Source organism: Arthrobacter sp. K5 (assembly GCF_040448525.1).
GTDB classification, from domain to species: domain Bacteria; phylum Actinomycetota; class Actinomycetes; order Actinomycetales; family Micrococcaceae; genus Arthrobacter; species Arthrobacter globiformis.
Genome location: NZ_CP159279.1, coordinates 1 through 23,365, shown reverse-complemented (window position 1 = coordinate 23,365; position 23,365 = coordinate 1). Strand labels below are relative to the sequence as shown.

General features: G+C 67.0%; 10 protein-coding genes and 15 pseudogenes. 8 read left to right on the top strand and 17 right to left on the bottom strand.

Going from position 1 to position 23,365, the window contains the following annotated elements; genetic code table 11:
- The first annotated feature begins 74 nt into the window (after positions 1–74).
- A pseudogene (locus ABRP34_RS00125) lies at positions 75–1,423 on the top strand (M1 family metallopeptidase).
- 73 nt (positions 1,424–1,496) lie between these two features.
- Here the strand turns inward: ABRP34_RS00125 and pheT are convergent.
- Together pheT and pheS are read right to left on the bottom strand one after the other, a co-directional pair.
- A complete protein-coding gene (gene pheT / locus ABRP34_RS00120) occupies positions 1,497–4,040 on the bottom strand; it encodes a phenylalanine--tRNA ligase subunit beta (RefSeq protein WP_353711822.1) in 2,544 nt (847 codons plus the stop codon).
- A gap of 2 nt (positions 4,041–4,042) precedes the next feature.
- On the bottom strand, positions 4,043–5,104 hold the full coding sequence (gene pheS / locus ABRP34_RS00115) for a phenylalanine--tRNA ligase subunit alpha (protein ID WP_003798700.1): 1,062 nt from the start codon (positions 5,102–5,104) through the stop codon (positions 4,043–4,045).
- A gap of 635 nt (positions 5,105–5,739) precedes the next feature.
- On the opposite strand from pheS, the gene ABRP34_RS00110 reads away from it, so the two are divergent.
- The 3 genes and pseudogenes from ABRP34_RS00110 (at position 5,740) to ABRP34_RS00100 (ending at position 8,174) form a co-directional block, all read left to right on the top strand.
- Positions 5,740–5,889: a hypothetical protein gene (locus ABRP34_RS00110; protein ID WP_353713451.1), complete on the top strand. Its 150-nt coding sequence runs from the start codon at positions 5,740–5,742 to the stop codon at positions 5,887–5,889.
- Positions 5,837–6,543: pseudogene (locus tag ABRP34_RS00105) on the top strand (SIMPL domain-containing protein). The gene ABRP34_RS00110 and the pseudogene ABRP34_RS00105 overlap by 53 nt, the downstream one beginning before the upstream one ends.
- Positions 6,544–7,039: 496 nt before the next feature.
- Positions 7,040–8,174: pseudogene (locus ABRP34_RS00100) on the top strand (Rv2578c family radical SAM protein).
- 97 nt (positions 8,175–8,271) lie between these two features.
- On the opposite strand, the gene ABRP34_RS00095 reads toward ABRP34_RS00100, so the two are convergent.
- Positions 8,272–8,532 (bottom strand): hypothetical protein, encoded by a 261-nt coding sequence (locus ABRP34_RS00095; RefSeq protein WP_353711821.1) that lies wholly within the window; start codon positions 8,530–8,532, stop codon positions 8,272–8,274.
- A gap of 19 nt (positions 8,533–8,551) precedes the next feature.
- Positions 8,552–8,728 (bottom strand): hypothetical protein, encoded by a 177-nt coding sequence (locus ABRP34_RS00090; protein ID WP_353711820.1) that lies wholly within the window; start codon positions 8,726–8,728, stop codon positions 8,552–8,554.
- A 156-nt stretch (positions 8,729–8,884) separates the two neighbouring features.
- Between ABRP34_RS00090 and ABRP34_RS00085 the strand changes: the two are divergent.
- Positions 8,885–10,091 (top strand): annotated as a pseudogene (locus tag ABRP34_RS00085) (MFS transporter).
- A 41-nt stretch (positions 10,092–10,132) separates the two neighbouring features.
- Here ABRP34_RS00085 and ABRP34_RS00080 read toward each other — a convergent pair.
- Positions 10,133–11,085, bottom strand: a pseudogene (locus tag ABRP34_RS00080) (cation diffusion facilitator family transporter).
- A gap of 230 nt (positions 11,086–11,315) precedes the next feature.
- On the opposite strand from ABRP34_RS00080, the pseudogene ABRP34_RS00075 reads away from it, so the two are divergent.
- A pseudogene (locus ABRP34_RS00075) lies at positions 11,316–11,590 on the top strand (GlsB/YeaQ/YmgE family stress response membrane protein).
- Positions 11,591–11,711: 121 nt separating this feature from the next.
- On the opposite strand, the pseudogene ABRP34_RS00070 reads toward ABRP34_RS00075, so the two are convergent.
- The 4 genes and pseudogenes from ABRP34_RS00070 to infC form a co-directional block, all read right to left on the bottom strand.
- A pseudogene (locus ABRP34_RS00070) lies at positions 11,712–12,606 on the bottom strand (RNA methyltransferase).
- Between the two features lie 53 nt (positions 12,607–12,659).
- Positions 12,660–13,116: pseudogene (gene rplT / locus ABRP34_RS00065) on the bottom strand (50S ribosomal protein L20).
- Positions 13,117–13,234: 118 nt separating this feature from the next.
- Positions 13,235–13,429, bottom strand: coding sequence for a 50S ribosomal protein L35 (rpmI, locus tag ABRP34_RS00060; protein ID WP_003798720.1), 195 nt, complete (start codon positions 13,427–13,429; stop codon positions 13,235–13,237).
- A gap of 117 nt (positions 13,430–13,546) precedes the next feature.
- Positions 13,547–14,596, bottom strand: coding sequence for a translation initiation factor IF-3 (gene infC / locus ABRP34_RS00055; RefSeq protein WP_353711783.1), 1,050 nt, complete (start codon positions 14,594–14,596; stop codon positions 13,547–13,549).
- A gap of 380 nt (positions 14,597–14,976) precedes the next feature.
- Here infC and ABRP34_RS00050 point away from each other — a divergent pair.
- Positions 14,977–15,363: pseudogene (locus ABRP34_RS00050) on the top strand (DUF1844 domain-containing protein).
- A gap of 32 nt (positions 15,364–15,395) precedes the next feature.
- On the opposite strand, the gene ABRP34_RS00045 reads toward ABRP34_RS00050, so the two are convergent.
- From ABRP34_RS00045 to ABRP34_RS00015, 7 genes and pseudogenes are all read right to left on the bottom strand, one after another.
- Positions 15,396–16,781: an MFS transporter gene (locus ABRP34_RS00045; protein ID WP_353711819.1), complete on the bottom strand. Its 1,386-nt coding sequence runs from the start codon at positions 16,779–16,781 to the stop codon at positions 15,396–15,398.
- Between the two features lie 58 nt (positions 16,782–16,839).
- Positions 16,840–17,751 carry an SseB family protein gene (locus ABRP34_RS00040; protein ID WP_353711818.1) on the bottom strand — a complete coding sequence of 304 codons (912 nt, stop codon included), beginning with the start codon at positions 17,749–17,751 and terminating at the stop codon, positions 16,840–16,842.
- Positions 17,752–17,761: 10 nt separating this feature from the next.
- Positions 17,762–18,509 (bottom strand): annotated as a pseudogene (gene priA, locus ABRP34_RS00035) (bifunctional 1-(5-phosphoribosyl)-5-((5-phosphoribosylamino)methylideneamino)imidazole-4-carboxamide isomerase/phosphoribosylanthranilate isomerase PriA).
- Between the two features lie 75 nt (positions 18,510–18,584).
- Positions 18,585–18,743 carry a hypothetical protein gene (locus ABRP34_RS00030; protein ID WP_003798731.1) on the bottom strand — a complete coding sequence of 53 codons (159 nt, stop codon included), beginning with the start codon at positions 18,741–18,743 and terminating at the stop codon, positions 18,585–18,587.
- Positions 18,744–19,482 (bottom strand): annotated as a pseudogene (gene hisH / locus ABRP34_RS00025) (imidazole glycerol phosphate synthase subunit HisH).
- Between the two features lie 7 nt (positions 19,483–19,489).
- A pseudogene (gene hisB, locus ABRP34_RS00020) lies at positions 19,490–20,062 on the bottom strand (imidazoleglycerol-phosphate dehydratase HisB); the annotation flags it as partial.
- Positions 20,063–20,170: 108 nt separating this feature from the next.
- Positions 20,171–21,340: pseudogene (locus ABRP34_RS00015) on the bottom strand (histidinol-phosphate transaminase).
- An 888-nt stretch (positions 21,341–22,228) separates the two neighbouring features.
- Here ABRP34_RS00015 and lexA point away from each other — a divergent pair.
- A pseudogene (lexA, locus tag ABRP34_RS00010) lies at positions 22,229–22,974 on the top strand (transcriptional repressor LexA); the annotation flags it as partial.
- Between the two features lie 113 nt (positions 22,975–23,087).
- Here the strand turns inward: lexA and ABRP34_RS00005 are convergent.
- Positions 23,088–23,364: pseudogene (locus tag ABRP34_RS00005) on the bottom strand (helicase C-terminal domain-containing protein); the annotation flags it as partial.
- Position 23,365: the final 1 nt, after the last annotated feature.

The following is a 23,365-nucleotide window of genomic DNA, read 5'->3' as shown; positions in this document are numbered from 1 at the left end:
CCTGACTTGAACACCGCATGGCATGAAACACCGCCGGGAGCGGCCACACCACAGCTAAGGAAGTCACACGCAGAATGAGCTCCGGAGATTCGCCCGGCCCGGCCGCCGTCCTCTCCGCCGGCGCCAAGGCCACCGGCGACCCCTACGTCCCGGGACACGGAACGGATGCCTACCGCGTCCTGCACTATGACCTGGAGCTGGACTACAGGCTCGCCAGCAACCGGCTGACCGGCCGCGCCGTACTGGCCGCGGTGGCGGCACGCCGCACGTCCGCCGTCGTACTCGATATGACCGGCCTCCGTGCCCTGAAAATCCACCTGAACGGGGTCCGCGTACGGAAGTTCACGCAGCGGGCGGAACAGCTCGTAGTGCACTGCGAACAACCCCTCGAGGCGGGCTCCGAATTCAGCCTGGAGATCCGCTACGACGGCAATCCGCAGCCGCGGCGGGGGCTGTGGGGTGAGGTGGGCTGGGAGGAGCTCGCCGACGGCGTTCTGGTGGCCGGCCAGCCCAACGGGGCGCCATCCTGGTTCCCCTGCAACGACCACCCGCGGAACAAGGCCAGCTACCGCATCACCGTTACCACTGACGCCGGCTACCGCGCCGTGTGCAACGGGCTCCTCGTGGGGCAGGCCGTGAGGTCAAGCCGCCAGACCTGGGTCTATGAGCAGCGTGAGCCGATGGCGACGTATCTGGCGACCATCCAGATCGGCCGGTACGGTCTGGTGAGCCTGCCGGACTCGGCCGGCGTGCCCCAGTTCGTTGCGGCTCCGGCGCATCTGGTGGCCCGGGCGGAGACGGCGCTGGCCCGGCAGGAAACCATGATGAGCACCTTTGTGAGCCGCTTCGGCCCGTATCCCTTCCCGGAATACACGGTGGTGGTCACCGCCGATGCGCTGGAAATTCCGCTCGAGGCCCAGTCGCTGTCCATCCTGGGCCGCAACCACCTTGATACGGGGTGGGAATCACAGCGCCTGATCGCCCACGAACTGGCCCACCAGTGGTTCGGGAACTCGCTGACGCTGGGTACGTGGAGCGACATCTGGCTGCACGAGGGGTTCGCCTGTTATGCGGAGTGGATCTGGTCCGAGGAGGCCGGCGTGATGCCCGCCCACGCGCGGGCCCTGGCTGCCTGGCAGCGGCTAGATGCTGGCGCTCAGGACCTTCTGGTGGGTGATCCCGGACCCGAGCTGATGTTCGACGACCGGGTCTACAAACGCGGAGCACTTGCCCTGCACGCGCTGCGCCGCCGCTGCGGCGACCTCGCCTTTTCGCGCTGCTGCAGGAGTGGACCCGCACCCATGCCCACAGTTCCGTGTCGACGCCCGATTTTATCCTCACCGCGGACCGTATCACGGGACTGGACTCGGAATCGCTGCTACACCCCTGGCTCTACGAAGAAGCCCTGCCAGCGCTGCCGTGAATTGTTTGCGGAATTCTGTTTTCCGGCATAAAGAAAGACCACGCCACATGGCGTGGTCTTTCTTTATGGCCGGCTAGCGCTGGACGGCGCCAAACCGCTCGGCCGCGGTGGCGACGGCGCGCTCACGCGCCTCCGACGCCTCGTCGGCCGTCAGTGTCCGGTCGGTTGCGCGGAACCGCAGGCCGAAGGCGAGGGACTTCTTGCCTTCCTCGATCCCCTTCCCTGCGTAGACGTCGAAGAGGGCGACGTCCTCGAGCAGTTCACCGGCGCCTTCACGCAGCGCTGCCAGCACGTCGTCGGCGGGGACGTCCTGCGGCACCACGAGGGCCACGTCCTGCGTGGCTACCGGGAAGGTGGAGATGTGGCGGGCCACCACGACGTCGGCCGCCGCCTCGAAGAGGGCGTCCGCATTAAGTTCCAGCGCGGCAGAGCGCGCCGGCATGTCGTGCGCAGCCAGCAGCTTCGGGTGCAGCTCGCCGGCGTATCCCACGACCTCGCCGGAGCGCAGCGAAAGCTGCGCGGCACGGCCCGGATGAAACGCCTGGTGCCGGCCACGGGTGACCACCAGCTCCACACCAAGGACGTCACCGGCCAGGCGGGCGATGTCGAGGGCGTCTGCCCAGTCCCACAGCCGCGGGGCGTGGCCGGCGGCGGCGGGTGAATCATGACCGGTCAGGACGGCGGCGATGTGCAGCGGCTGGTCCGGAACGCCGTCGTACAGGGCGTCCAGCACCTCATCGCTTGGCTTGACGCCCAGCGGAGGAATGGACAGGGTGCCCAGGGTGTCACCGGGCAGGAACACCATGCCGGCTTCGAAGACGGCGAGATCGCGGAAACCGCGGGAGTGGTTGCGCTTGGCGATCTCCAGCAGGCCCGGCAGCACCGAAGTGCGCAGGTATCCGTGCTCTTCGCTGATCGGGTTGGCAAGCTTGACCGCAGTCCGGGGTGCACCCTCCTCGGCCACGCCGAACGTGTCGTTGGCGGCCTTCGACACGAAGGGGTAGGCCAGGACCTCGGTCAGGCCGGCGTCTGCCAGAGCCTGGACCAGGCGGCGGCGCTGCTGTTGCACGCGGGTCAGGCCGCGGCCGGGGGGCGCCACCGGCAGGGTCGCGGGGATCTGGTCGTAGCCCACCAGGCGGGCGACCTCCTCGGAGAGGTCCTCCTTGGTTTCCAGGTCGTTCCGCCAGCTCGGCGCGGTGACGGTCCAGCCGGCGCCGGTCTTTTCGAGGACGGCGCCGAGGTCCTCGAGGGACGTGACGATCTGATCTTCGGTGAAGTCGATACCGATCCGGGCGGCGGGGAATTCCGCGGGCAGCACGATGGTCACCGGATCCGACGCGGTTCCGACGTCGGTGCCGGCCTCATCGGCGGTACCGCCGGCCAGTTCCACGAGAAGATCGACGGCGCGCTGGGCCGCGATGTTGGCGACCTGCCAGTCCACGCCGCGCTCAAAGCGCTTGGAGGCTTCGGACGGGAGCTTGTGGCGCCGGCGCGAGCGGGCAATGGAAACTTCCTCGAAGTGGGCCGCCTCGATCAGGACCGCCGTGGTGGCGTCGGAGACCTCGGTGGACGCGCCGCCCATGACACCGGCGACGCCGATGGGGCCGGAGGCGTCGGTGATCAGCAGGTCCTCGGGGTCAAGCGAGCGCTCCTTGCCGTCGAGGGTTGTCAGCTTCTCCCCCGCCACGGCCCGGCGCACCACGATGTCGCCGGACAGCTTGTCCTGGTCGTAGAAGTGCAGCGGCTGGCCGAGTTCGAGCATCACGTAGTTCGAGATGTCCACCGGCAGGGAGATGGACCGGATGCCGGCCAGCCTCAGTCGGGAACTCATCCACGGCGGCGTGGGCCCGGTGGCGTCCACGCCGCGGACGGTGCGCGCCACAAAGCGGTCGCAGCCGGGCTTGCCGTAGATCGGCGCGTCGTCGTTGATCTTGACGCCGTAACCGCCGGAGAGGACAGCCGGAGCGTTGACCTTCGACGCCGGATCGGTGAATTCCGTGCCGGTGGCGTGGGCGTATTCGCGTGCCACGCCGCGGATCGAGAACGCATAGCCGCGGTCCGGGGTCACGTTGATTTCGGCGGCCTGGTCGTAGAGGCCCAGCAGTTCCATGGCGTCGGCCCCGATCTCGGGGTCCAGGCCGATCCGGGACAGCACCAGAATGCCGTCGTGGTCCTCGCCGATACCCAGCTCGCGGACGGAGGCGATCATGCCCGCAGACATGTGCCCGTAGGTCTTCCGTGCCGAGATGTGGAAGTCGCCGGGCAGCACGGCGCCGGGCAGGGTGACCACAACTTTGTCGCCCTCCACAAAGTTGTGGGCGCCGCAGACGATGCCCTGCACGCCGGAGGGATCGATGCCCTTGCCGGTGAGGGCCTGCTCCTGCCCCTCGGGGACGACGCGGACCTGGCACCAGTTGATGGTCTTGCCGTTCGACTGCGGTTCCTTGACCAGGCTCAGGACCTGGCCCACCACGACGGGTCCGCGCAGGGCGTCCGTGGGGCGGTGGACCGCTTCCTCTTCAAAGCCGACCTTGACGAGGTCCGCCATGACGTCTTCGGCCGTGGCTCCGGCCGGTATCTGCGCGAACTCACGCAGCCAGGAAAGTGGGATACGCACTGTTAGATCTCCATCCCGAAGTGCTCGCTGAAACGTACATCGCCTTCGATCATGTCGCGCATGTCGCCGACCTCATTGCGGAACATCAGCGTCCGCTCGATGCCCATGCCGAAGGCAAAGCCTGAATAGACGTCCGGATCGATGCCGGCGGCCCGCAGGACGTTGGGGTTGACCATGCCGCAGCCGCCCCATTCGATCCAGCGTGGCCCGCCCTTGGCGCCGGGGTGGAAGATGTCCAGCTCGGCGGACGGCTCGGTGAACGGGAAGTAGTTGGGGCGCAGCCGGATCTGGGCTTCGTCGCCGAACATCTGGCGGGCGAAGTGCTCCAGGGTTCCGCGGAGATCAGCCATGCTGAGCTTCTTGTCGATGGCCAGGCCCTCGAACTGGTGGAAAACCGGGGTGTGGGTGGCATCGAGCTCATCGGTGCGGAACACTTTGCCCGGGCACAGCACGTAGATGGGCAGCTCCCGCTCCAGCATGGACCGGACCTGCACCGGGGACGTGTGGGTACGCATCAGCAGGTGGGCTTCGGGCGGCTCCACGAAGAACGTGTCCTGCATTTCGCGGGCCGGGTGGTCCGGCTTGAAGTTCAGTGCGTCGAAGTTGAACCACTCGGATTCCACCTCGGGGCCTTCGGCAATTTCCCAGCCCATGCCCACGAAGATGTCCGCAACGCGGTCCTGCAGCGTGGACAGCGGATGGCGGGCTCCGGCCCGGCGGCGGCGCGGGGCTGCCGTGACGTCAACGGTCTCCTCAACCAGGATCCGGGCGTCGTTCTCCGCTTCGAGTTCGGCGGTGCGGTCCGCGAGCGCCTTGTTAACACGTCCGCGCGATGAGCCCATGAGCTTGCCGGCGGCGGCCTTCTGCTCCTTGGGCAGGCCTCCGATCCCACGGTTGGCGAGGCTGAGCGGCGACTTCTCACCGGTGTGGGCCAGGCGGACTGCCTTGAGTTCATCGAGCGTGGACGCGCCGGCGATGGCGGCGACGGCCTGCTCCACGGCGGCGTTGATGGCGGTTTCATCCAGAGGGTTCGGGACGGCGGCGCCCGGCAAAGTTTCAGTCATCTACTGTTCTTAGCTACGAGTCGGGTGATGCCAGCCGCCGGTGCAGCCGCGCCGGTTTCCCGGCAGCGCGTCCGTCGCTGGCACGTCATTGCATGAAGTCATCCAAGGACGTCATCCAAAGACGCCATCCAAAGACAAGGGCAGGCTCGCCGGCGGGTGGCCGGCAGGCACTGTTCCCAGTCTAATTGACGGCGCCGGGCGAATTGACAGCGGGCCTGGCGCCTAGGTCAAATGGCTGTCATCTGCCGGGCCTGCGCCCGTCAGGCAGCGCCGGGCCGTGGGCTGTCCTGCGCCCGTCGTACGCCTGTCCTGCTCGGCCGCCCGCGGCTAGCATGGCCTCATGACGAGAGGCCGCAGAACGAGAGGCCCCCTGACGCAAAGACAGCGCCTCAGGCAACTAGCAAACGTGCTGAACGCTTCCACCCCTTGGGGCTGGTGCTTGCCGGGCTGGCCGGCACCAGGACGTTCCAGGGTCCGCGCGGCCTTATTGTCGCCACCGGTTACCGCTGGCGGCTGCCGGTGGCTGGTGCCTTCACCGTGGGGAACGTGGTCATCTTCCGTGCAGACGCCGACACGGCTTTGACGGGCCGTGTGCTCCTGGACCACGAGGAGCGGCACAGCACCCAGTACGCGTGGTGCAGGGGCTACCCTTCCTGCTGTTCTATTTCGCGGCCGCTGCCTGGTCGGCAGTGCGCTACGGCGATTCGGCGTCGGGAAATCCCTTCGAGCGGCATGCCGGCCTCGAGGCTGGCGGCTATGTGGACCGGAGGCGCAGGCATGAGTGACCCCGCCGGCCACGCGGCAGCCCGGACCGTCACCGTCACAGGATTCGGAACCGCCGAGGCCGCACCGGACCTGCTGACGCTGTCCGTTGGCGTGGAATGCCGGCGCGACAGCGCCGGGGATGCCTATGCCGCCGCCGGCGAGGCGTCCGCTGCCGTAACGGGCGCACTGCGCAGCCGGGGAGTGCTGGGCCGGGATATCAGGACGTCCGGGCTTAACGTCCGGGCCGACGTTGTCTGGCAGGAGGGCCGCGGCCAGCAGGTCACGGGCTATGTGGCATCCAGCATGCTCAGCGTCCGGCTCCGGGATCTCGCTGCCGGCCCGGGCGTCATCGCGGCGGCAGTGGAGGCAGGCGGCAACGACGTGCGACTGGATGGCGTTCAGCTCGGCTTTGCCGACGCCGGAGCCGTGATGGCGCTGGCCCGCGAGGCCGCCTGGCTGACGCACGGGCGGCTGCCGCACAGCTCGCCGGGCTTGCCGCAGCCGAACTGGGTGAGGTGGTCTCTGTGCGGCAGCACGCCGTGCCGTCGTCGCCCGTTCCGGTGGGCGGGATGCAGCGGGCCTTCGCCGCCGACACCATGGCGGTGGAATCCGGGGAATCCGGCGTCAGCACCAGTGTCACGGTTGAGTGGGGGCTGTTGAGTGGGGGCTGTTGAGTGGACGCTGAATGGGGCTGGGCTCCCGCAGCCGCTGACCCGCACCCCACCGGATGAGGGCGGAAAGGCTCGCCGCCTAGTGGATACTGCCAGCGGCGAGCGCGACGTCGGACCGCCGGGTTGCGCCGGTTGGCGGGATTGCGTCGATTGGCAGGGTTAGCGAGGTTCGGACGACGGCGGCAATCGCCTCCGCCATCGAGGCCACAGACAGTGACGGTTCACTGCTCCCCTGCTCTACCTGGTCCGGCGCGAACGGGACGTGGACAAATCCACCGCGGACGCGCGCGGACGGGAGGCGAGCTCGTGCATGAGCGTATGGAAAGCGTGGTTGCAGTAGGTTCCCGCCGTCTGTGAATTTCGACGGGAATACCCGCCCTTTCCACGGCCACCCGTCCGCGGCCTCCGGCCTGCCCGATGCACACCACGAGTTCCGGTCTGCGGGAAACGCCGACGGCGTACCTTGACTTAAGTTCGAACATACCTTCGAATGGAGGGCATGAGATGGGACGCACAGGCACTAAAACCGGCACCGGAAGAGATGCCCGGGACTGCACCGCTGCTGCCCCTGGCCGGCCTCGTGCGGTCCGTGTCCACGCCCGAGTTCGCCGGCGTCACCTTTCATGAGGTCACCGCCAAATCGGTGCTCAACAAGGTGCCCGCCGGCTCCCGGATGCCGTTCGAGTGGACCGTGAACCCCTACCGGGGCTGCAGCCACGCCTGCGTCTACTGCTTCGCCCGCAAGAGCCATACCTATCTGGACTTCGACGCCGGGCTGGATTTCGACAGCCAGGTGGTGGTCAAGATCAACGCAGCCGAGGTGCTCCGCAAGGAGCTGGCCAAGCCCGCATGGAACCGGCAGCACGTGGCACTGGGCACCAACACGGACCCCTACCAGCGGGCGGAGGGCCGGTACCGGCTGATGCCCGGCATTATCGGTGCGCTGGCCGATTCGGGGACTCCGCTTTCCATCCTGACGAAGGGAACGTTGCTGGCGCGTGACATCCCGCTCCTGAAGCATGCTGCGGCACAGGTGCCGGTGGGCATCGGGATCTCGCTCGCCATGACGGATGAGCAGCTTTCCGAGGCCATCGAACCCGGCACCCCCGGACCGCGGGCGCGGCTCAAACTCGTTTCAGGCTCGGCGAGGCCGGGCTGCCCTGCGGGGTGATGGCCATGCCCATCCTGCCGTGGCTCTCGGACAGCGACGAGGCACTGGACTCCTGTTCGCCTCGCTGGCCGCCGCGGGTGCAACCGGTGTCACGGCCGGAGCGCTTTATTTGAAGCCCGGCACCCGGGAATGGTTCATGCAGTGGATCGCCGCCCGGCATCCGGAACTCGTGGGCCGCTACCGCAGGCTGTACGGCACGGGCTCGTATGCGTCCAAGGAATACCGCACCTGGCTGGCGGGAAGGGTCCGCTTTTTCAAGGCCCGGCACGGCTTTTCCGGCTCCCACGGATTCAGCCACCGGGACGTCGACGATCGCCAGGCCGACGATCCCCGCGGCGAGGAAGCCGCCTACCCTGAGGGAAGCATTCCGCAGGATCGGACAGGGCACGACAGGACGGGGCAACAGGGGACGGGGCATCATCACCACAGTTCAGGCCGGGCGTCCCAGCCCACGCTGTTCTGAGCCCGCCTTAGCTCTGGGCCGGTCTTAGCTGGCCGGGATTACCAGGCTCTTGCCCGCGCCGCTTTGCACCACCGCGGGAAAGCCGTGAAGGGTGGTGTTAGCTTCCGGGGACCGAGCCCGCACGGGCCGCCGCGGCGACGTTGGCGAGCAGCGCCTGGACAATCGGGAGGTCGGCCGGAATCCAGGGCAGGCTGAGAGCTTCCTCACCTTCGCGGATGCTGACCCAGCGAAGTTCATCGTGGTCCTCAAGCGGCCGGGGTGGCCATCGGCCACTTCCGCGAACCACACCCGCATCACGGCTTTCTCGTTCAGGGGCCAGCCGGCCGGTCCTCGGGGCTTCCAGCTCCTTCCCAAGCACGACGCCGATGCCGAGTTCTTCACGGAGCTCCCGGTGCAGGGCACTTTCGGGAGCCTCCCCGTTCCACCTTGCCGCCCGGAAATTCCCACATGCCGGCAAACTGCGGAGGCGCCGTCCGGCGCGCCACGAGAAGCCGGGCGGGAGCGGAGAGCGAGTCGAGCACGGCACCGCCGACGACGTTGATCAGTTCAGTCACCGGTCCAGTCTATGAGGGCCCGGGTTCATGGGGGCACCTGTCTATAAGGCCGTCCTCCCGCGGACGGGAATATCCAACCCGCCGCGAAGCTTGTTAAAATCAGACATATCAGTGGCAACGAGGCCTACTCCATATCTCCCTTCGAAAAGCAGGCACATGACTTCCACTGTCCAGGCTCCCCGCACGCCCAAGGCCGCCGCGCGCATCGGTCCCGCCATCCTGGCCCTGGCCATGGGTGGTTTCGGCATCGGGGTCACCGAGTTCGCCATGATGGGGCTGCTCAAAGAGGTCGAACTCGGACTCCGGGATCAGCACCCCAGAGGCCGGCCACCTCATTTCGGCCTACGCCCTGGGCGTCGTGGTGGGAGCGCCTGTACTTGCCGCCGTCGGGGCGAAACTGCCGCGCAAGTTCCTTGCGCTGGGCCTCATGCTGTTCTTCAGCGTGGCCAACCTGTCTTCGTTCATCGCTCCCGATTACGCGAGCATGCTGGTCTCCCGCTTCGCCGCCGGACTGCCGCACGGGGCGTTCTTCGGCGTGGCCGCCGTGATTGCCGCTTCGCTGGTGGCGCCGACAAAACGGGGCTGGGCCATCTCCATGGTCATGGCGGGGCTCACCGTTGCCAATGTGGTCGGTGTTCCCTTCGCCACCTGGCTCGGACAGGCCTTTGGCTGGCGGCTGCTCTTTGTCCTGGTGGGAGTCCTGGGACTGGTGACCCTGGCGCTTATCTGGAGATTCGTTCCGTTCCAGCAGGCGCATGCGGACGCCAGCATCCGCAGGGAGCTGGGCGCGCTGAAGCGGGCGCAGGTCTGGCTGGCCATCCTCATTGGCATCGTCGGATTTGGCGGGTTCTTCGCCACGTACACCTACATCTCCCACACCATGACCTCCGTGGCCGGCGTCCCTGCCGCCCTGCTGCCCTTCGTGGTGGCCTTGTACGGCCTGGGGATGGTGGCCGGCAATATCGTCGGTGGCCGGATCGCGGACAAGTCTGTGATGGGGACCATCTACCGCGTCCTGCCGGGAATCGCCGTCGCGCTGGTGGTGTACGCCGTGGCCGTGCACTGGCCGTGGTCAGCCTTCGTCATGGTGTTCGTGGTGGGCGGCGCCGGGTCCATGCTCGTCCCGGCCCTGCAGACCCGGCTGCTGGACGCGTCTCCTGATGCGCCGTCGCTGGCGTCCTCACTCAACCACGCGGCGCTGAACGTCGCCAACGCCCTGGGCGCGTTCCTCGGCGGTGTGGTGATCGCCTGGGGCTGGGGCTATGTTGCGCCCGCGCTGGTGGGTGCTGTCCTGGCCATTCTCGGGCTGATGGTGGCCCTGCTCAGCGGCCTGCTGGAACGCAAGAAGCCGCTGGCCCCGTAACAGGTGTCACGGAGCCAGCGGCTCTGTCTTCGGCTAAGCAGCTAGGCGCCTGAGTCGCCCGCCAGGGCGGGCCCGCTGGCCACACGGGCACGGCGGATGTCGGGCTCCAAGTAGATGACCCGCGCGATGGGAACTGCCGAGCGGATCCGGGCTTCGGCGTCGTCGATGGCCTTGGCAATGTCCAGTCCGGAATCTCCCGCCTCCACGCTGATCTTGGCAGCCACGAGCAGCTCCTCCGGGCCCAGATGCAGGGTCTTCAGGTGGATGATGGCGGTACCGTCCGCTTCGATGGCATTCCGGATGCGCCCGACGTCGTCCTTGGTTGCCGACTCCCCCAGCAGCAGGGACTTGGTCTCCATTGCTAAAATCACGGCAATGGCCACCAGCAGCAGGCCGATCATTCCGGTGCCGATTGCGTCCCAGATACCGTCGCCGGTCAGCAGGGTCAGCCCCACGCCGAACAGCGCGAAGACCAGGCCGAGCAGGGCACCGAAGTCCTCGAGCAGGATCACCGGAAGCTCGGGCTGCTTGGCGGTCCGCACAAAGCTGATCCAGCCCTGGCTGCCGCGGACGTGGTTGGCTTCAATGATGGCCGTCCGGAACGAGAAGGCCTCGGCGATGATGGCACCCACCAGCACGGCAGGGGCACCCACCAGAAGTCACCTTCGATCGCATGCGGGTGCTGGATCTTTTCCCATGCCTCATACAGGGCAAACAGGCCGCCGACGCTGAAGAGCACGATGGAAACGATGAACGCATAAATGTAGCGCTCGCGTCCGTAGCCGAAGGGGTGTTCCGGGCTGGCCGCCCGTTGGGCGCGCTTGCCACCCACCAGCAGCAGGACCTGGTTGCCCGAGTCGGCGACAGAGTGGATGGCCTCAGCCAGCATAGATGAGGAGCGTGTCAGCAGGAACGCGACGAACTTCAGGACGGCGATGGTCAGGTTGGCGGCTAGCGCCGCGACAATCGCCTTGGTACCGCCGTTTGCAGCCAAGGGAGGCTCACCTCTTTACGTGCGAATTTCAACGGATGGGACAGGGCGGCATGGAACCGCCGTCTGGTAAATACCGTACCCGTCCGGCCCGGAACAGACACCGCACACCGCCACCGGGCGCCGCAAAAAGCCAAAACTAAGCCTGCTGACAAAGAAACGCGCACTGTGTTAGCTTGAAGCCATATCGGGACTGATAAGAATCGATCCCGACGAATATGAAGGAGCAGACAATGGGTTTTCTTGCTTGGATTATTCTCGGCCTGATCGTAGGCGCAATTGTTAAGCCGTCATGCCCGGCAGGGTCGGCGGCGGCTGGGTCACCAGCTTGGTTCTGGGCGTCGTTGGCGCCATCGTCGGCGGCTGGATCGGCAGCCTTCTCTTCGGCAAGGGTGACCTGGCGTTCTTCGACCTCGGCACCTGGATCCTCGCCATCATCGGCGGCCTCGTAGTCGCAGGCATCTACGGCGCGATCACCGGCCGCAGCCACAGCACCCGGGCACCGTAACAGTCCGGATCACAGGTACTGGTCCTCAGCAGGCCCAGTCCAATTCAGACAAACAGGCAGGAGCGGGGGCCCACCACACGGTGGGCCCCCGCTCCTCTGTGTTGCTACCGGCTTTGTGTTGCTACCGGGGCTGCTGTGACCTCGCGCTCGCGTAGAGGCAGACCGTGGCGGCCGTGCCAAGGTTGAGGCTCTCGGCGGCGCCATAGACGGGCACGGCCACCCGATGGTCGGCAAGGGCAAGCTCGTCCTCGGACAGCCCTGGGCTTCGTTGCCGAAAAGCCAGGCCGTGGGGTTCTCCAGTGCGTAGTCCGAGCCGGCGGTTGATGCGCCAAGCCGGCGTGCGGCGTTCTCGTCCTGCAGGCGGTCAAGGTTCAGCTGCCCGTAGCCGTCGGCCGCAAGCACACCGATCCCCGGTCCTTGCACAGCGCCACCAGCTCATTGACGTCGGCACCCAGGACGACAGGCAGATGGAAAAGGGAGCCGGCGGTTGAGCGGACCGCCTTGGGATTGTAGATGTCCACGCTGGAACCGGTCAGGACCACGGCGTCGGCACCGGCTGCGTCTGCGGCCCGAAGCACCGTCCCGGCGTTGCCGGGATCGCGGACCTGGCAGAGCACGGCAATCAGCCGCGGCCCGGCGTCGAGCACATCCGCCAGGGCGACATCGAGAAAATCGCACACCGCAACAATCCCCTGCGGGGTGACAGTGTCCGCCATGGCCGCCAGCACGTCGTCCGTGGCGAGCCGGGCGCTGGTTCCCACGGCCAGTTCCTCAAACTCGGGATACCGGTCCAGACAGGCCTCGCTGGCATACACCTCGCGGACTATGCCCGGCTGCCCGGCAGCGATCCGCTTGCCATGCAGCACCAGGGCCTCACGTACCGCCTGCGGGCCTTCGGCAAGGAACTGCCGGCGCTTTAAACGGACCGGGCGCCCTGCGAGCTTTGCCACATCCCTGACCCGATCTGCTCGGGGATTGGAGAGTGGAAAGTCTTGCGGGCGCCCGGTTTCGTTCATATAAGAAACCTTAGTGGCTGTTGCCACCGGTCCTTGAACTGGGAGTTGCCTGCTTACTCAGCAGCTGCAGCAGCCGGCTTCTTCGCAGCGCGTGCGCGGGTAGCCTTGGCCTTCGGTGCAGTCTCAGCCTTGGCGGCCGGAGCGGAGGTGTCCGCAGGCAGGGAGTCCTTGGCAACCTGGACCAGCGCAGCGAAAGCGTTGGCGTCGGAAACGGCGAGCTCGGCCAGCATGCGGCGGTCAACCTCGACCTCAGCGGCCTTCCAGGCCCTGGATCAGGCGGTTGTAGGTCAGGCCGTTGGCCCGGGATGCAGCGTTGATGCGCTGGATCCACAGGCGGCGGAAGTCGCCCTTCTTCTTCTTACGGTCACCGTAGCTGTACACAAACGAGTGCAGCAGCTGCTCTTTGGCCTTGCGGTACAGGCGTGAGCGCTGCCCACGGTAACCTTTGGCGCGTTCGAGGATAACCCGGCGCTTCTTGTGGGCGTTTACCGCCCGCTTCACACGTGCCACGTGCGTACTCCTTCAAAAATCTGATCCCAAGCATCTACTGCCGGTGACCCGGCCGGCCTGAGAAGGCTTATTGGTAGTTGACTGGTGCCAGGTGGCAGTCAGTCAGAGTGCTTGGAAATTAGATGCCGAGCATCTTCCGGATGACCTTGGCGTCGCCCTTGAAGACGATCTTGTCGCCGGCAAGGCGGCGGGTCAGGCGGCTGGACTTGTGCTCCAGGTAGTGGCGGCGGTTGGCCTGCTGGCGGCGCAGCTTGCCGGTGCCGGTCAGCTTGAAGCGCTTCTTAGCACCACTGTGGGTTTTCATCTTCGGCATGGGAACCGATCTCCTAACGTTTCCGCAGACCATGTCTGCAGTCTTTCGCGCAGCCGCCCCTGGGGACGGCGTGCTGGTTGCTGGCTGCCTGAAGGGGATGCCTTCCGCAGTTTCGAACTAGTTGGTCTTCTTGCCCGCCGGCTTCGGTGTGGGCCGAGGTGCCGCGGGACGTGCCACCGGCTTCGGCGCAGCGGGCCTGGCCACCGGCTTGGGCGGGGAAGGAACAGCCGCAGGCTTCGGCGCTGCCGGGGCAGGCGCTTCGGCCTCTGCCGCCTTGGGAGCAGGCGCAGCGGCCTTCGGCGCAGCAGGCGCAGCCTTCGGCGCTTCGGCCCGGGGTGCCTCGCGCTTGGGCTCGGCCACCTTGGCAGCCTTGGGTGCTTCAGCAGCACGAGCTTCGGCAGCCTCAGCAGCAGGAGCTTCAGCAGCCTTGGGAGCCTCAGCAGCAGGAGCTTCAGCGGCAGGTGTTTCAGCAGCTGGAGCTTCTTCAACGGGAGCCGCAGGCGCTTCCACGGCTGCTTCCGGAGCGGCCGCTGCCTCCGCAGAAACCTGGAAGCCTTCCGGCAGAAGGTCGGCAAGCGACTGCGTCAGCGGTGCCTGATCGTCACCTGAGGTGTCGACACGGCCGGCTGCCTTGGCTTCGTTCTGGGCCTTGGCCTCGGCGCGCTGCGTAGCACGGCGGGCTTCGGCCTTGGCCTCGGCCTTGTTCTTCAGCGGACCGATAACCATGACCATGTTGCGGCCGTCGATGCGCGGGCTTGACTCCACGACACCAACTTCAGCCACGTCCTCAGCGAAACGCTGAAGGAGGCGCAGGCCCATTTCGGGACGCTGCTGCTCACGGCCGCGGAACTGGATCATGGCCTTGACCTTGTCCCCGGCTCCGAGGAACCGCAGGGCGTGGCCGCGCTTGGTCTCGTAGTCGTGGGTGTCGATCTTCAGGCGGAACCGGATTTCCTTCAGGACCGTGTTGGTCTGGTTCTTCCGGGCCTCACGGGCCTTGACTGCGGCTTCGTACTTGTACTTGCCGAAGTCCATCAGCTTGCACACCGGAGGCTTGGCCTGCGGTGCAACTTCAACGAGATCCAGGTCGGACTCGGCAGCCAGACGCAGGGCATCCTCGATACGGACGATCCCTACCTGTTCGCCGGCAGGGCCGACCAGCCGCACCTCAGGGACGCGGATACGCTCATTGATTCTTGGCTCGCTAATGTTAAAGCTCCTGTGTTTGTAATGGGTGTTCCACCGGCAAAATAGAGAAGGCCCCCAATTGCCGGAGCAATCGAAGGCCTCGAAGATCGGATGTGCTCCCCGCAGGGACTGCACGTACTTCACCCGGCACATGCCCGGTGAACCGCCCGACCGTTACCCGGCAACCTTGCTGCCCTGAACCTTCCAGGGAAAACGGCTGACGCGGGTGGGAGAGAACTCCGCTTGCAAACTGAGTATCAATTCTACAGAAAGATACCCGCTTACCGCACATTCGCGGCAGTGGGTCTCATACACGGCAAAATAACGACATCCAGTCGGTCTGTGACAAGCTTACCAGTATGAGCACTCCAGACAGCAATTCACACGTCTACCAGGCGCCCGGTGCCGGGGATGACGTCACGCAGCAGATCCGCGACATCTCCCGAAGTTCCGGCGATCGAGGTCATCACCACAGCGGCCGTGCACCTTATGAGTGCCTCCGCCGTGAAGCTTGGCACGGCCGCTGAGGAGAACGCCGCCGAGCTGAAGGACCTGGACGAGGCCCGCAAGCTCATCACCGCCCTCGCCGGCCTGGTGACGGCAGCCGCCCCGGAGATCGGCTCGCAGCATGCCGGTCCGTTGCGCGACGGACTGCGCTCCTCCAGCTCGCCTTCCGCGAAGAGTCCATCATTCCGGATCCCCCGGGCAAGGGTCCCGGTGAGAAATTCACCGGTGCAGTGAACTAACGATTGAACTTCGACGGCGGCGGGCCGGCTCTTCAGGGCCGGCCCGCCGCCGTTCTGGCTGCCTGGGGGCATGTCCCGCGGGAGCCCTTTCGACCGAACAGCCCAACGAAAGCCGGTACCGTCAGGATGTGGCGGCGCGGCGGCCGCTGCTGCAGAACAAGCCCGACGACGCAAAGCAGCACCCCTGCCACCCCGACGGACACGAAGCCTCCCGCCGCGCCAATGCTGTCGATGAAAACTCCGGCCAGCGGAGCCCCCAGTGCAACACCCGCGGTCAGGGCGGACCCGTACCAGCCCATGGCCTCTCCCCGCCTGGCCTCGTCGACCAGTTCGGCCACCTTCTCGGAAGCGGCCGAAAGGACCGGAGCACAGAGGAGCCCCGGAAGCAGCGACAGCAGGCTGAGGGTCAGTGTGTCGGTGGCAAAGCCCATCGGAATGGTCAGGGCAGCCATTCCCAGCAGCAGGAGTACCGGTGAAACAGGCCGGTGCATGGCCCCGTAAACAAGACCGCCGGCCACCGAGGCCGCGCACCAGAAGAGGAACACAACGCCGATCTCGCCCTGGCGGCCGCCGGTCTCCAGGGCAGCCACGATTCCCACATCGGTGCCGCTGAGCACCATGCCGGCGCCGGCTGCGACTGCGAAGACCGCGGCCACCGCTGCGGTGAACCAGCCGAAGCTGTGTGCCACCCGGCCCTTCAGGGCTGCCCGCCGCCTGCTGCCCGCAGCCGCGGGACCGAGCTCAGCCGCAGCCTCCTGCAGGTGTGCGGGGGCGGCGGCCACAACGGCTACCTCCGCGGCTTCCTGCTCGTCCACCTCACAGGATTCGTTGCGGACAGCACTGCGGGTGGGCGGGTTGAACCACATCAGGAATAGTCCGGCCAGGGACGTCGAGACACCGACGGCGGTCAGCCCCAGCACGGAATGGCCGCTCGTGGCCACCACAGCACCTGCTGCCGGGCCGATCATGAACACCAGCTCGGTGCTGACCGCGTCCAGCGCGAACGCGGTCCTGCGCTGGTCGCCGTCGGCCAGAACCCCCAGGGACTGCCGCACCACACTGAAAATGGGGAGGGTCAGCAGGCCGCCGACAAATACGAGGGGCAGCAGCCACTGGTAGGAGACGTGCGGCACGACGGACCAGATGACGGTTTCCGAAATCACGGAAGGTATCAGGGCCGTCCGCAGGCCCGCCGTATCCACCCGGCGGCCGCGCCAAGGTGCGCCAAGCGCGATCCCGATGGTCATCACGGCCGCTGCCGTTCCCGCGGCCGCATAGCCCTCGCCGAGGGTCAGGACGATGTGCAGCGTCAGCAGGACGCCCGCCGCCGAATGGGGAATGCGGGCAATCATGCCGACTGCCAGGAGCCTGCGGATGGGCCGAACGGCCAGCAGTTCGCGGTACAGGCTGAAATTCACAGGTGGGTCCTCAGTTCCGCCGCCGGACAGCACCGGAACGGACCCACCGGGCCCTCGGCTACTGCGCGGCGCGCCTTAGCTTGACTTCGATCGAATCAACGCGCTCACCAAACAATACATTCCGGCTCCACTCGGCCTGGAGGCCGGCAACGAGGGCCTGGACCGCGGCTGCATCAAGTCCGTCCTCCAGATAGAGCACCACACGCAGTTCCGGTCCGGCTCCGCCGCCATCGACGCGGCGGCCTGAGGCCGTGGTGGTGGCCACTCCCCCGCCGGGCAGGACCTCGAATCCACGGACTGCGGGTTTGCCGTCCGCTCCGGCCCGCAGCACCGCGGCCAGCTCGGCGTCCACGTAGGCCGGCACCCATTGCCGCTGCTGTGCGAGGGCCCAGACACCGGGGCGCCGGACCACGAAGGTCACTTCCGAGCCGGGGTCCACGACCAGCAGCTCGGCGCCTTCGGAGACGGCCGACAGGGCTGCCCTCGCGGCGTAAACGGCCACGGGCCGCGCCTCCGGGTGCCACGCCGCCAGGGCTGCCGCCGAGGTGAACACGGGCATGGCGAGGCGGCCGTCGGGTGCCTTGAGCGTCACCAGCGCCATGTCGGCCTGCTTGTCGGCGTGCACGCCATGCGCGCCCTCGGCTTCCTCCGCCAGCTGTGCCACCACGGGGACAAAGACACGGGCGGTGGCGAGCGAGGCAACCACCGCGGCCTCGTCGCCGTCGCCGGCAACAAGAGCAGAGACTGCGGTGAGGTAGCCGGCGTCGGCCGTGCCGTCGTCGTCCTCGAAGTTGTGGATCTTGGCGTCGTCACCGGCGAGGCTGCGTCCGGCCCAGGGCTGTCCCGCCGAATCGGTGGCGCCACCTGCCCCGGCGAGGGCGGCCTCGATGTGACCGGGCAGCCGGCGTGCCGGCGGCAGGTGCGCGCCCGGTCCGCCGCCGTCCGCGGAGTTGGGGTGGTGCTCGGTCACGGCGATACCCCTAGCGGCGGCCGGCGACGTCGAGGGCCTCGGGCAGCGTGAAGGCGCCGGCGTACAGGGCCTTGCCCACGATGGCGCCTTCGACGCCGAGCGGCACCAGGGAGCGCAGGACCTTCAAGTCATCAAGGCTGGAAATACCGCCCGACGCCACCACGGGCTTGCCGGTCTTTTCCACCATCTGCCGCAGGAGTTCAACGTTCGGTCCCTGCAGCGTGCCGTCCTTCGTCACGTCGGTAACAACGTAGCGTGCGCAGCCGGCCTCTTCGAGGCGGCCCAGCACGTCCCACGGGTCCCCGCCTTCCTTGGTCCAGCCGCGGCCGGCGAGAGTGGTTCCGCGGACGTCCAGCCCGACGGCGATCCGGTCACCGAAGCGGTCGATGGCCCGCGCGGTCCAGTCCGGGTTCTCCAAGGCGGCGGTGCCAAGGTTCACCCGGGCGACGCCCAGGTCCAGCGCCTTTTCCAGGGATTCATCGTCCCGGAGCCCGCCGGAAAGCTCGACCTTGATGTCCAGCCGGCCAACCACTTCGCGCAGCAGGTCCGCGTTTGAGCCGCGTCCGAAGGCAGCGTCCAGATCCACCAGGTGAACCCATTCCGCGCCCTGCTGCTGCCAGTTGAGCGCCGCCTCCAGCGGCGTTCCGTAGCTTCGTCTCGCTGCCGGCCTCGCCCTGGACCGTGCGGACCGCCTGGCCGTTTACGACGTCGACGGCGGGAAGCAGTTCAAGTACCGGCAGCTCGTTTTGGCTGGTCATCAGGGGTCCTCAGTTCTTGTAGGCGCTGGTTCCCGTGCGCGGCGGCTTCTGCGGCGCACACGGCGGGTTAGTTGGTTATTTGCCGGGAAGGGTCAGCAGGTAGGCGGCCAGCAGCGACATGGCGGCCAGTACGTAGAAACCGATCTGGATCCAGAGCGGCTTGTGCTGCTGCCCGAAGGACAGGCCACCGCCCACCAGGAGACCGGCCAGTCCCGTCAGGAGAATGGACCACATTTAGGCGTCCGCCGCCTGCCGGGAAGGCTGCCCGCGGAGCCCGTCGACCCAGTTCTTGAGCAGCCGCGCGCCAGCGTCACCGGATTTCTCCGGGTGGAACTGGAGTGGCGCAGAGGGGGCCGTTCTCCACGGCGGCGATGAAGGGGGCACCGTGCTCGGACCACGTGACCAGGGGCGGCGCCATCCGGGGCTGGATCACCTCGAAGTCCCAGTTCTGGACGCCATAGGAGTGCACGAAGTAGAACCGCTCAGCTTCAACGCCATCGAAAAGCCTGGAGCCTTCCGGAACCTTGACGGTGTTCCACCCCATGTGCGGCACCACCTCGGCAGGGAGGAGCTCCACCTTGCCGGAGCCACTCCCCATGCCTTCGGCTTCGGTCCCGTGTTCGACGCCGGCCTCGAAGAGTACCTGCAGGCCGACACAGATGCCGAGGACCGGACGTCCGCCGGCCACACGGCGGCCGATCATCCGGATGCCGTCAACGGCCTTGAGCTCGCGCATGACCGTTTCGAAGGCGCCGACACCGGGAACGACCAGCCCGTCGGCGTTCAGCACGTCCTCGGGCTTGGAACTCAGGATGACCTCGGCACCGGCACGTTCCAGGGCACGCACGGCGGAACGGACGTTGCCGGAGCCGTAGTCGAGGACGGTGACGGTGGGCTTGCCCTCCGGGGAAGCCGGCTTCAGCGTGGCCGACGGATCGATGATCGCGCCCTCGCGCAGTACTTTGCCGGTCACAGTGCTCCTTGGTGGACGGAATGCCTTCGACGCGGGGATCCGGCTCGACGGCTGCACGGAGGGCCCGCGCGAATGCCTTGAACTGGGCTTCCACGATGTGGTGCGGGTCGCGGCCGGCGATGACGTTCATGTGCAGGCAGATGCCGGCGTGCAGCGTGATGGCCTCGAAGACGTGCCGGGTCAGCGAGCCCGTGAAGTGGCCGCCGATCAGGTGGTACTCCTGCCCGGAGGGCTCGCCGCCGTGCACCGGTAGGGCCGGCCGGAGACGTCGACGACCGCGTGCGCCAGGGCCTCGTCCAGCGGCACGGTGGCCTCACCGAAGCGGCGGATCCCGGCCTTGTTGCCCAGAGCCGTGCGCAGCACCTCGCCGAACGTGATGGCAACGTCCTCAACGGTGTGGTGGACGTCAATGTGGGTGTCGCCGGTAGCCTTGACGGTCATGTCGATGAGTGAGTGCTTGCAACAGCGCCGTCAGCATGTGGTCGTAGAACGGGACCGACGTGCTGATGTCCGACACGCCGGTGCCGTCGAGGTTGATCTCCACCAGCACGGGAAGATTCGCTGGTGGCGCAGCTCCCATGCGTGCAGTCCGTGCCTCGGGCAGCCTTGGATTCCGGTGTCGCTCATGGTGGATAGATGTCCTTTGACGAAGGATGGGGGCGGACCTTGACCTGGTCCATGTTCAAGCTTAGGCCGGAAGTGCGGCCTGCCGGGCCAGGATGCTTTCGAGGGCTTCCAGGAAGGCCGCTGTGGTTTCCGTCTCAGTGCCGGCGGTGACCCGAAGGTGCCCGGCGATGCCGACGTCCCGCACAAGCACCCCCGCGTCCAGCAGTTCCTGCCAGACCTCATGGGGGTTCTTCCAGCCCGCCGAAGAAGACGTAGCTGGAGTCGTACGCCGCGGGCCGCAGCCCCATCCGTGTCAGCTCCGCGACAATCCGGTCGCGCTGGCGCTTGATGTCCTCGACAGGGATCCGCCATAAGCGTCCGCTCGCGGTGCTGCAGGGCCGCGAGGGCGGTTGCCTGCGTGACGGCGGACAGGTGGTACGCAGCAGGCGCACCAGTCGCAGGGCGTCGAAGTCACCCTCGGCGCCGCGGCCATGTAACCGAGGCGGGGCGCCGGCAAGCAGCGAACGCCTTGCTCATGGTCCGGGAGACGATGAGCCGCTCCCTGGCCGGGCAGCAGGGTCTGGGCGCTGGGCGTGCCGTCGTGCGCAAACTCGTGGTAGGCCTCGTCCACGACGACGATGGCCCTGGCTGGCCTCGCCCGCCTCGTAGACGGGCTTTTCCACCACCAGTCCAGGCCCCAAAGCCGGTACCGGTGGGATTGTTGGGTGAACACAGGAAACACGATGTTGGGCTGGAGTTCGCGCACTGGCTCGCGGCCGACTCCGGCGCTGAGGCCATAGTCGCTCTGGCACGCTTGCCAGTTCGCGATGTAGGCGGTGGTGTCGGTTCCGCTGGCGAGGAGCGGGTACATGGAGTACGTCGGCGGGAAGCTCAGGAGCTGGAACGGCCCGGCCCGCCGAAGGTCCTGGAGGATCTGCTGGAGGACCTCGTTGGAGCCGTTCGCTGCTCCGTAGAGAGGTTGTCCGCGCTGAGCCCGTGGCCGAGGTACTCCGCCGTGGCTTCCCGGAGCCCGGTGAATTCGCGGTCGGGGTACCGGTTGAGTCCGGTGGCTGCCTCGCTGACGGCCGCGGTGATGGCCGCCCGCGGCCGTCGGCGGGCAATGCCATGCGTGTTCTCATTGACGTTGAGCAGGATCGGAACGTCAAGCTGCGGGGCGCCGTAAGGCGACAGCCCCTCAGGTTAGGTCCGGCAGGGGCAGTCGGTTCAGTCGCTCAAGCTGGTCAGGGGTCACCTTAGACAGTTCCAGTAACTCGAAGGGCTGGCCGGAAACTGTGACGGTTCCAGCGTACGGCAACGGCTTATTTGTCTCGGCACGAACAGCTGCTGGCCGGGCATGACCTTCCCCGCCTGAAGCTGTCGTTGAGCTGGACGATGTCCACAATCACGTCCCGGGGGTCGCGGTCGGGGTCGACTTTTCCGGCGATGGCCCAGAGCGATTCACCGGGCTGCACGGTGACAGAAACGGTGGCGCGTGACGGTCAGGGCCACTGGCGGTGTCCGCAGCCTTGGCCGGCGAGTTCAACAGCCCCGTCAAAGACAAGATCAGGCGGCAAGAAGAAGCAAGCGGCAGTCCGATGAGGACGATCCGGCCGCGGCGGGTGAGGCGCAGTGCGTGGCGGCCTGCCCGCCGGGACACTGCACAGGACTGGGGCACGGCAGAGCGACTGGGGCGCCGCACGTAGCTCAAGTCACCGCACGGGGCTGAGGCACCGCACGCGGCCGAAAGACTGCGCCGGGCTGGGAGTGCGGCGGGACTGCTGGTGAAGCCGACATTGCTGGTGAAGCTGGAGACTGCTGATGAAGCTGACATGGCGTGAGCCCTCCCCGACCAAGTTGTACTGCCTCGCGTTCGAACAGACAGTTCGAACACCGGGCTGAGAAACCGTCCTCACTAGAACACATGTTCGAACTTTGCTTTTTCCAGTTTTAGCACCTATCACCGAATTAAGTCGAGACTTGCCAGAACAAATGTTTCAAAAAGCCCTATGGCTGGCCTACGTTGGAAATCACAGAACAACCACATCTGCAGTTGATCAGCAGGGTCTGACATTTTTCAGGCCGGAAGTTCCCGGCCACTGCAGCTACCGCGTCCGGGAGGAACGGAAAGGCGTTGGCGAACATGGCAGCACAGGCCCTTGACGGCAAGGCTCCCCAGCGCAGCTCGCGGTCTCAGCGGACCTCTATGGACCAACACTCCGCCAGAAGAAGATCCCCGGAACCATCCAGCGTTCGGTCAACGAGAACGGCTACCCGCCGTCGATGCGGGAAATCGGCGACACCGTCGGGCTGGCCAGCCTGTCCAGCGTGACCCATCAGCTCTCGCAGCTGGAAAAGCTTGGCTGCCTTCGGCGTGACCCCAAGCGTCCGCGCGCCATGGAGGTCCTGATGCCGCTCACCCTCGACGCGGGGGCGCTGAAATCCGGCGGCGCGGACAAAGCCCCGGCCCTGGGCACGGCAGGCGCTTCCGCGGTCCGAATTGCCCAGCGCAATGGATACCGCACGACTCCGCTGGTCGGCCGGATTGCCGCCGGCGGCCCCATCCTCGCGGACCAGATGGTTGAGGAACTGACGCCGCCGCTGCCCCGCCAACTGGTGGGCCACGGCGAGCTTTTCATGCTCAGGGTCGCAGGCGATCCCATGGTCGACGCCGCCATCTGCGACGGGATCTGGGCGGTGGTCCGGCGGCAGAGCGACGCCGTCAACGGCGACATCGTTGCGGCGCTGCTCGACGATGAAGCCACGGTCAAGACCTTCCGGCAGCGCGACGGCCACACGTGGCTGCTGCCGCAGAACACGCAGCAATGAACCCATCCTCGGCGACCACGCGCCGTTGTCATGGGCAAGGTGGCTTTCGTACTCCGCTCGCCAGCTGCCGGGCCGGAGGCCACCGCGGGTTTCGTCCCCGGAAACGTCCATCAGGGAGCGGGAATGTCCTTCAGGGAAGCCTTGGGCCCCGGGCAGCATCAGCCCGGGGCTTTTTAGGCCTGTGCGCCGGCGAGTCTTTCCAGCGGCCGCGACGGCGGTCTTCCGGTCGGTCGCTGGCCAGAACGGCGGCAGCGCGGCCCGCAGGAACCCGCCGTAGCGTTCCGTGGAAAGCTCCTCGAGTCCAGCACTGCCACCACGCCCTTGTCATTCGTGGACCGAATGAGCCGTCCTGCCCCCTGGGCAAGCATGGATGGCCGCGTGCGTGGCGGAGACAGACATGAAGTCGTTGCCGCCGGCCTGTGCAACGGCCCGGGACCGCGCGGTCATCAGG

Bases quoted from the DNA above. Each gene is read 5' to 3' on its own strand.
- pheS (WP_003798700.1), bottom strand. From the start codon at position 5,104: ATGACTGAAACTTTGCCGGGCGCCGCCGTCCCGAACCCTCTGGATGAA.
- rpmI (WP_003798720.1), bottom strand. From the start codon at position 13,429: ATGCCGAAGATGAAAACCCACAGTGGTGCTAAGAAGCGCTTCAAGCTG.
- ABRP34_RS00030 (WP_003798731.1), bottom strand. From the start codon at position 18,743: ATGTGGTCCATTCTCCTGACGGGACTGGCCGGTCTCCTGGTGGGCGGT.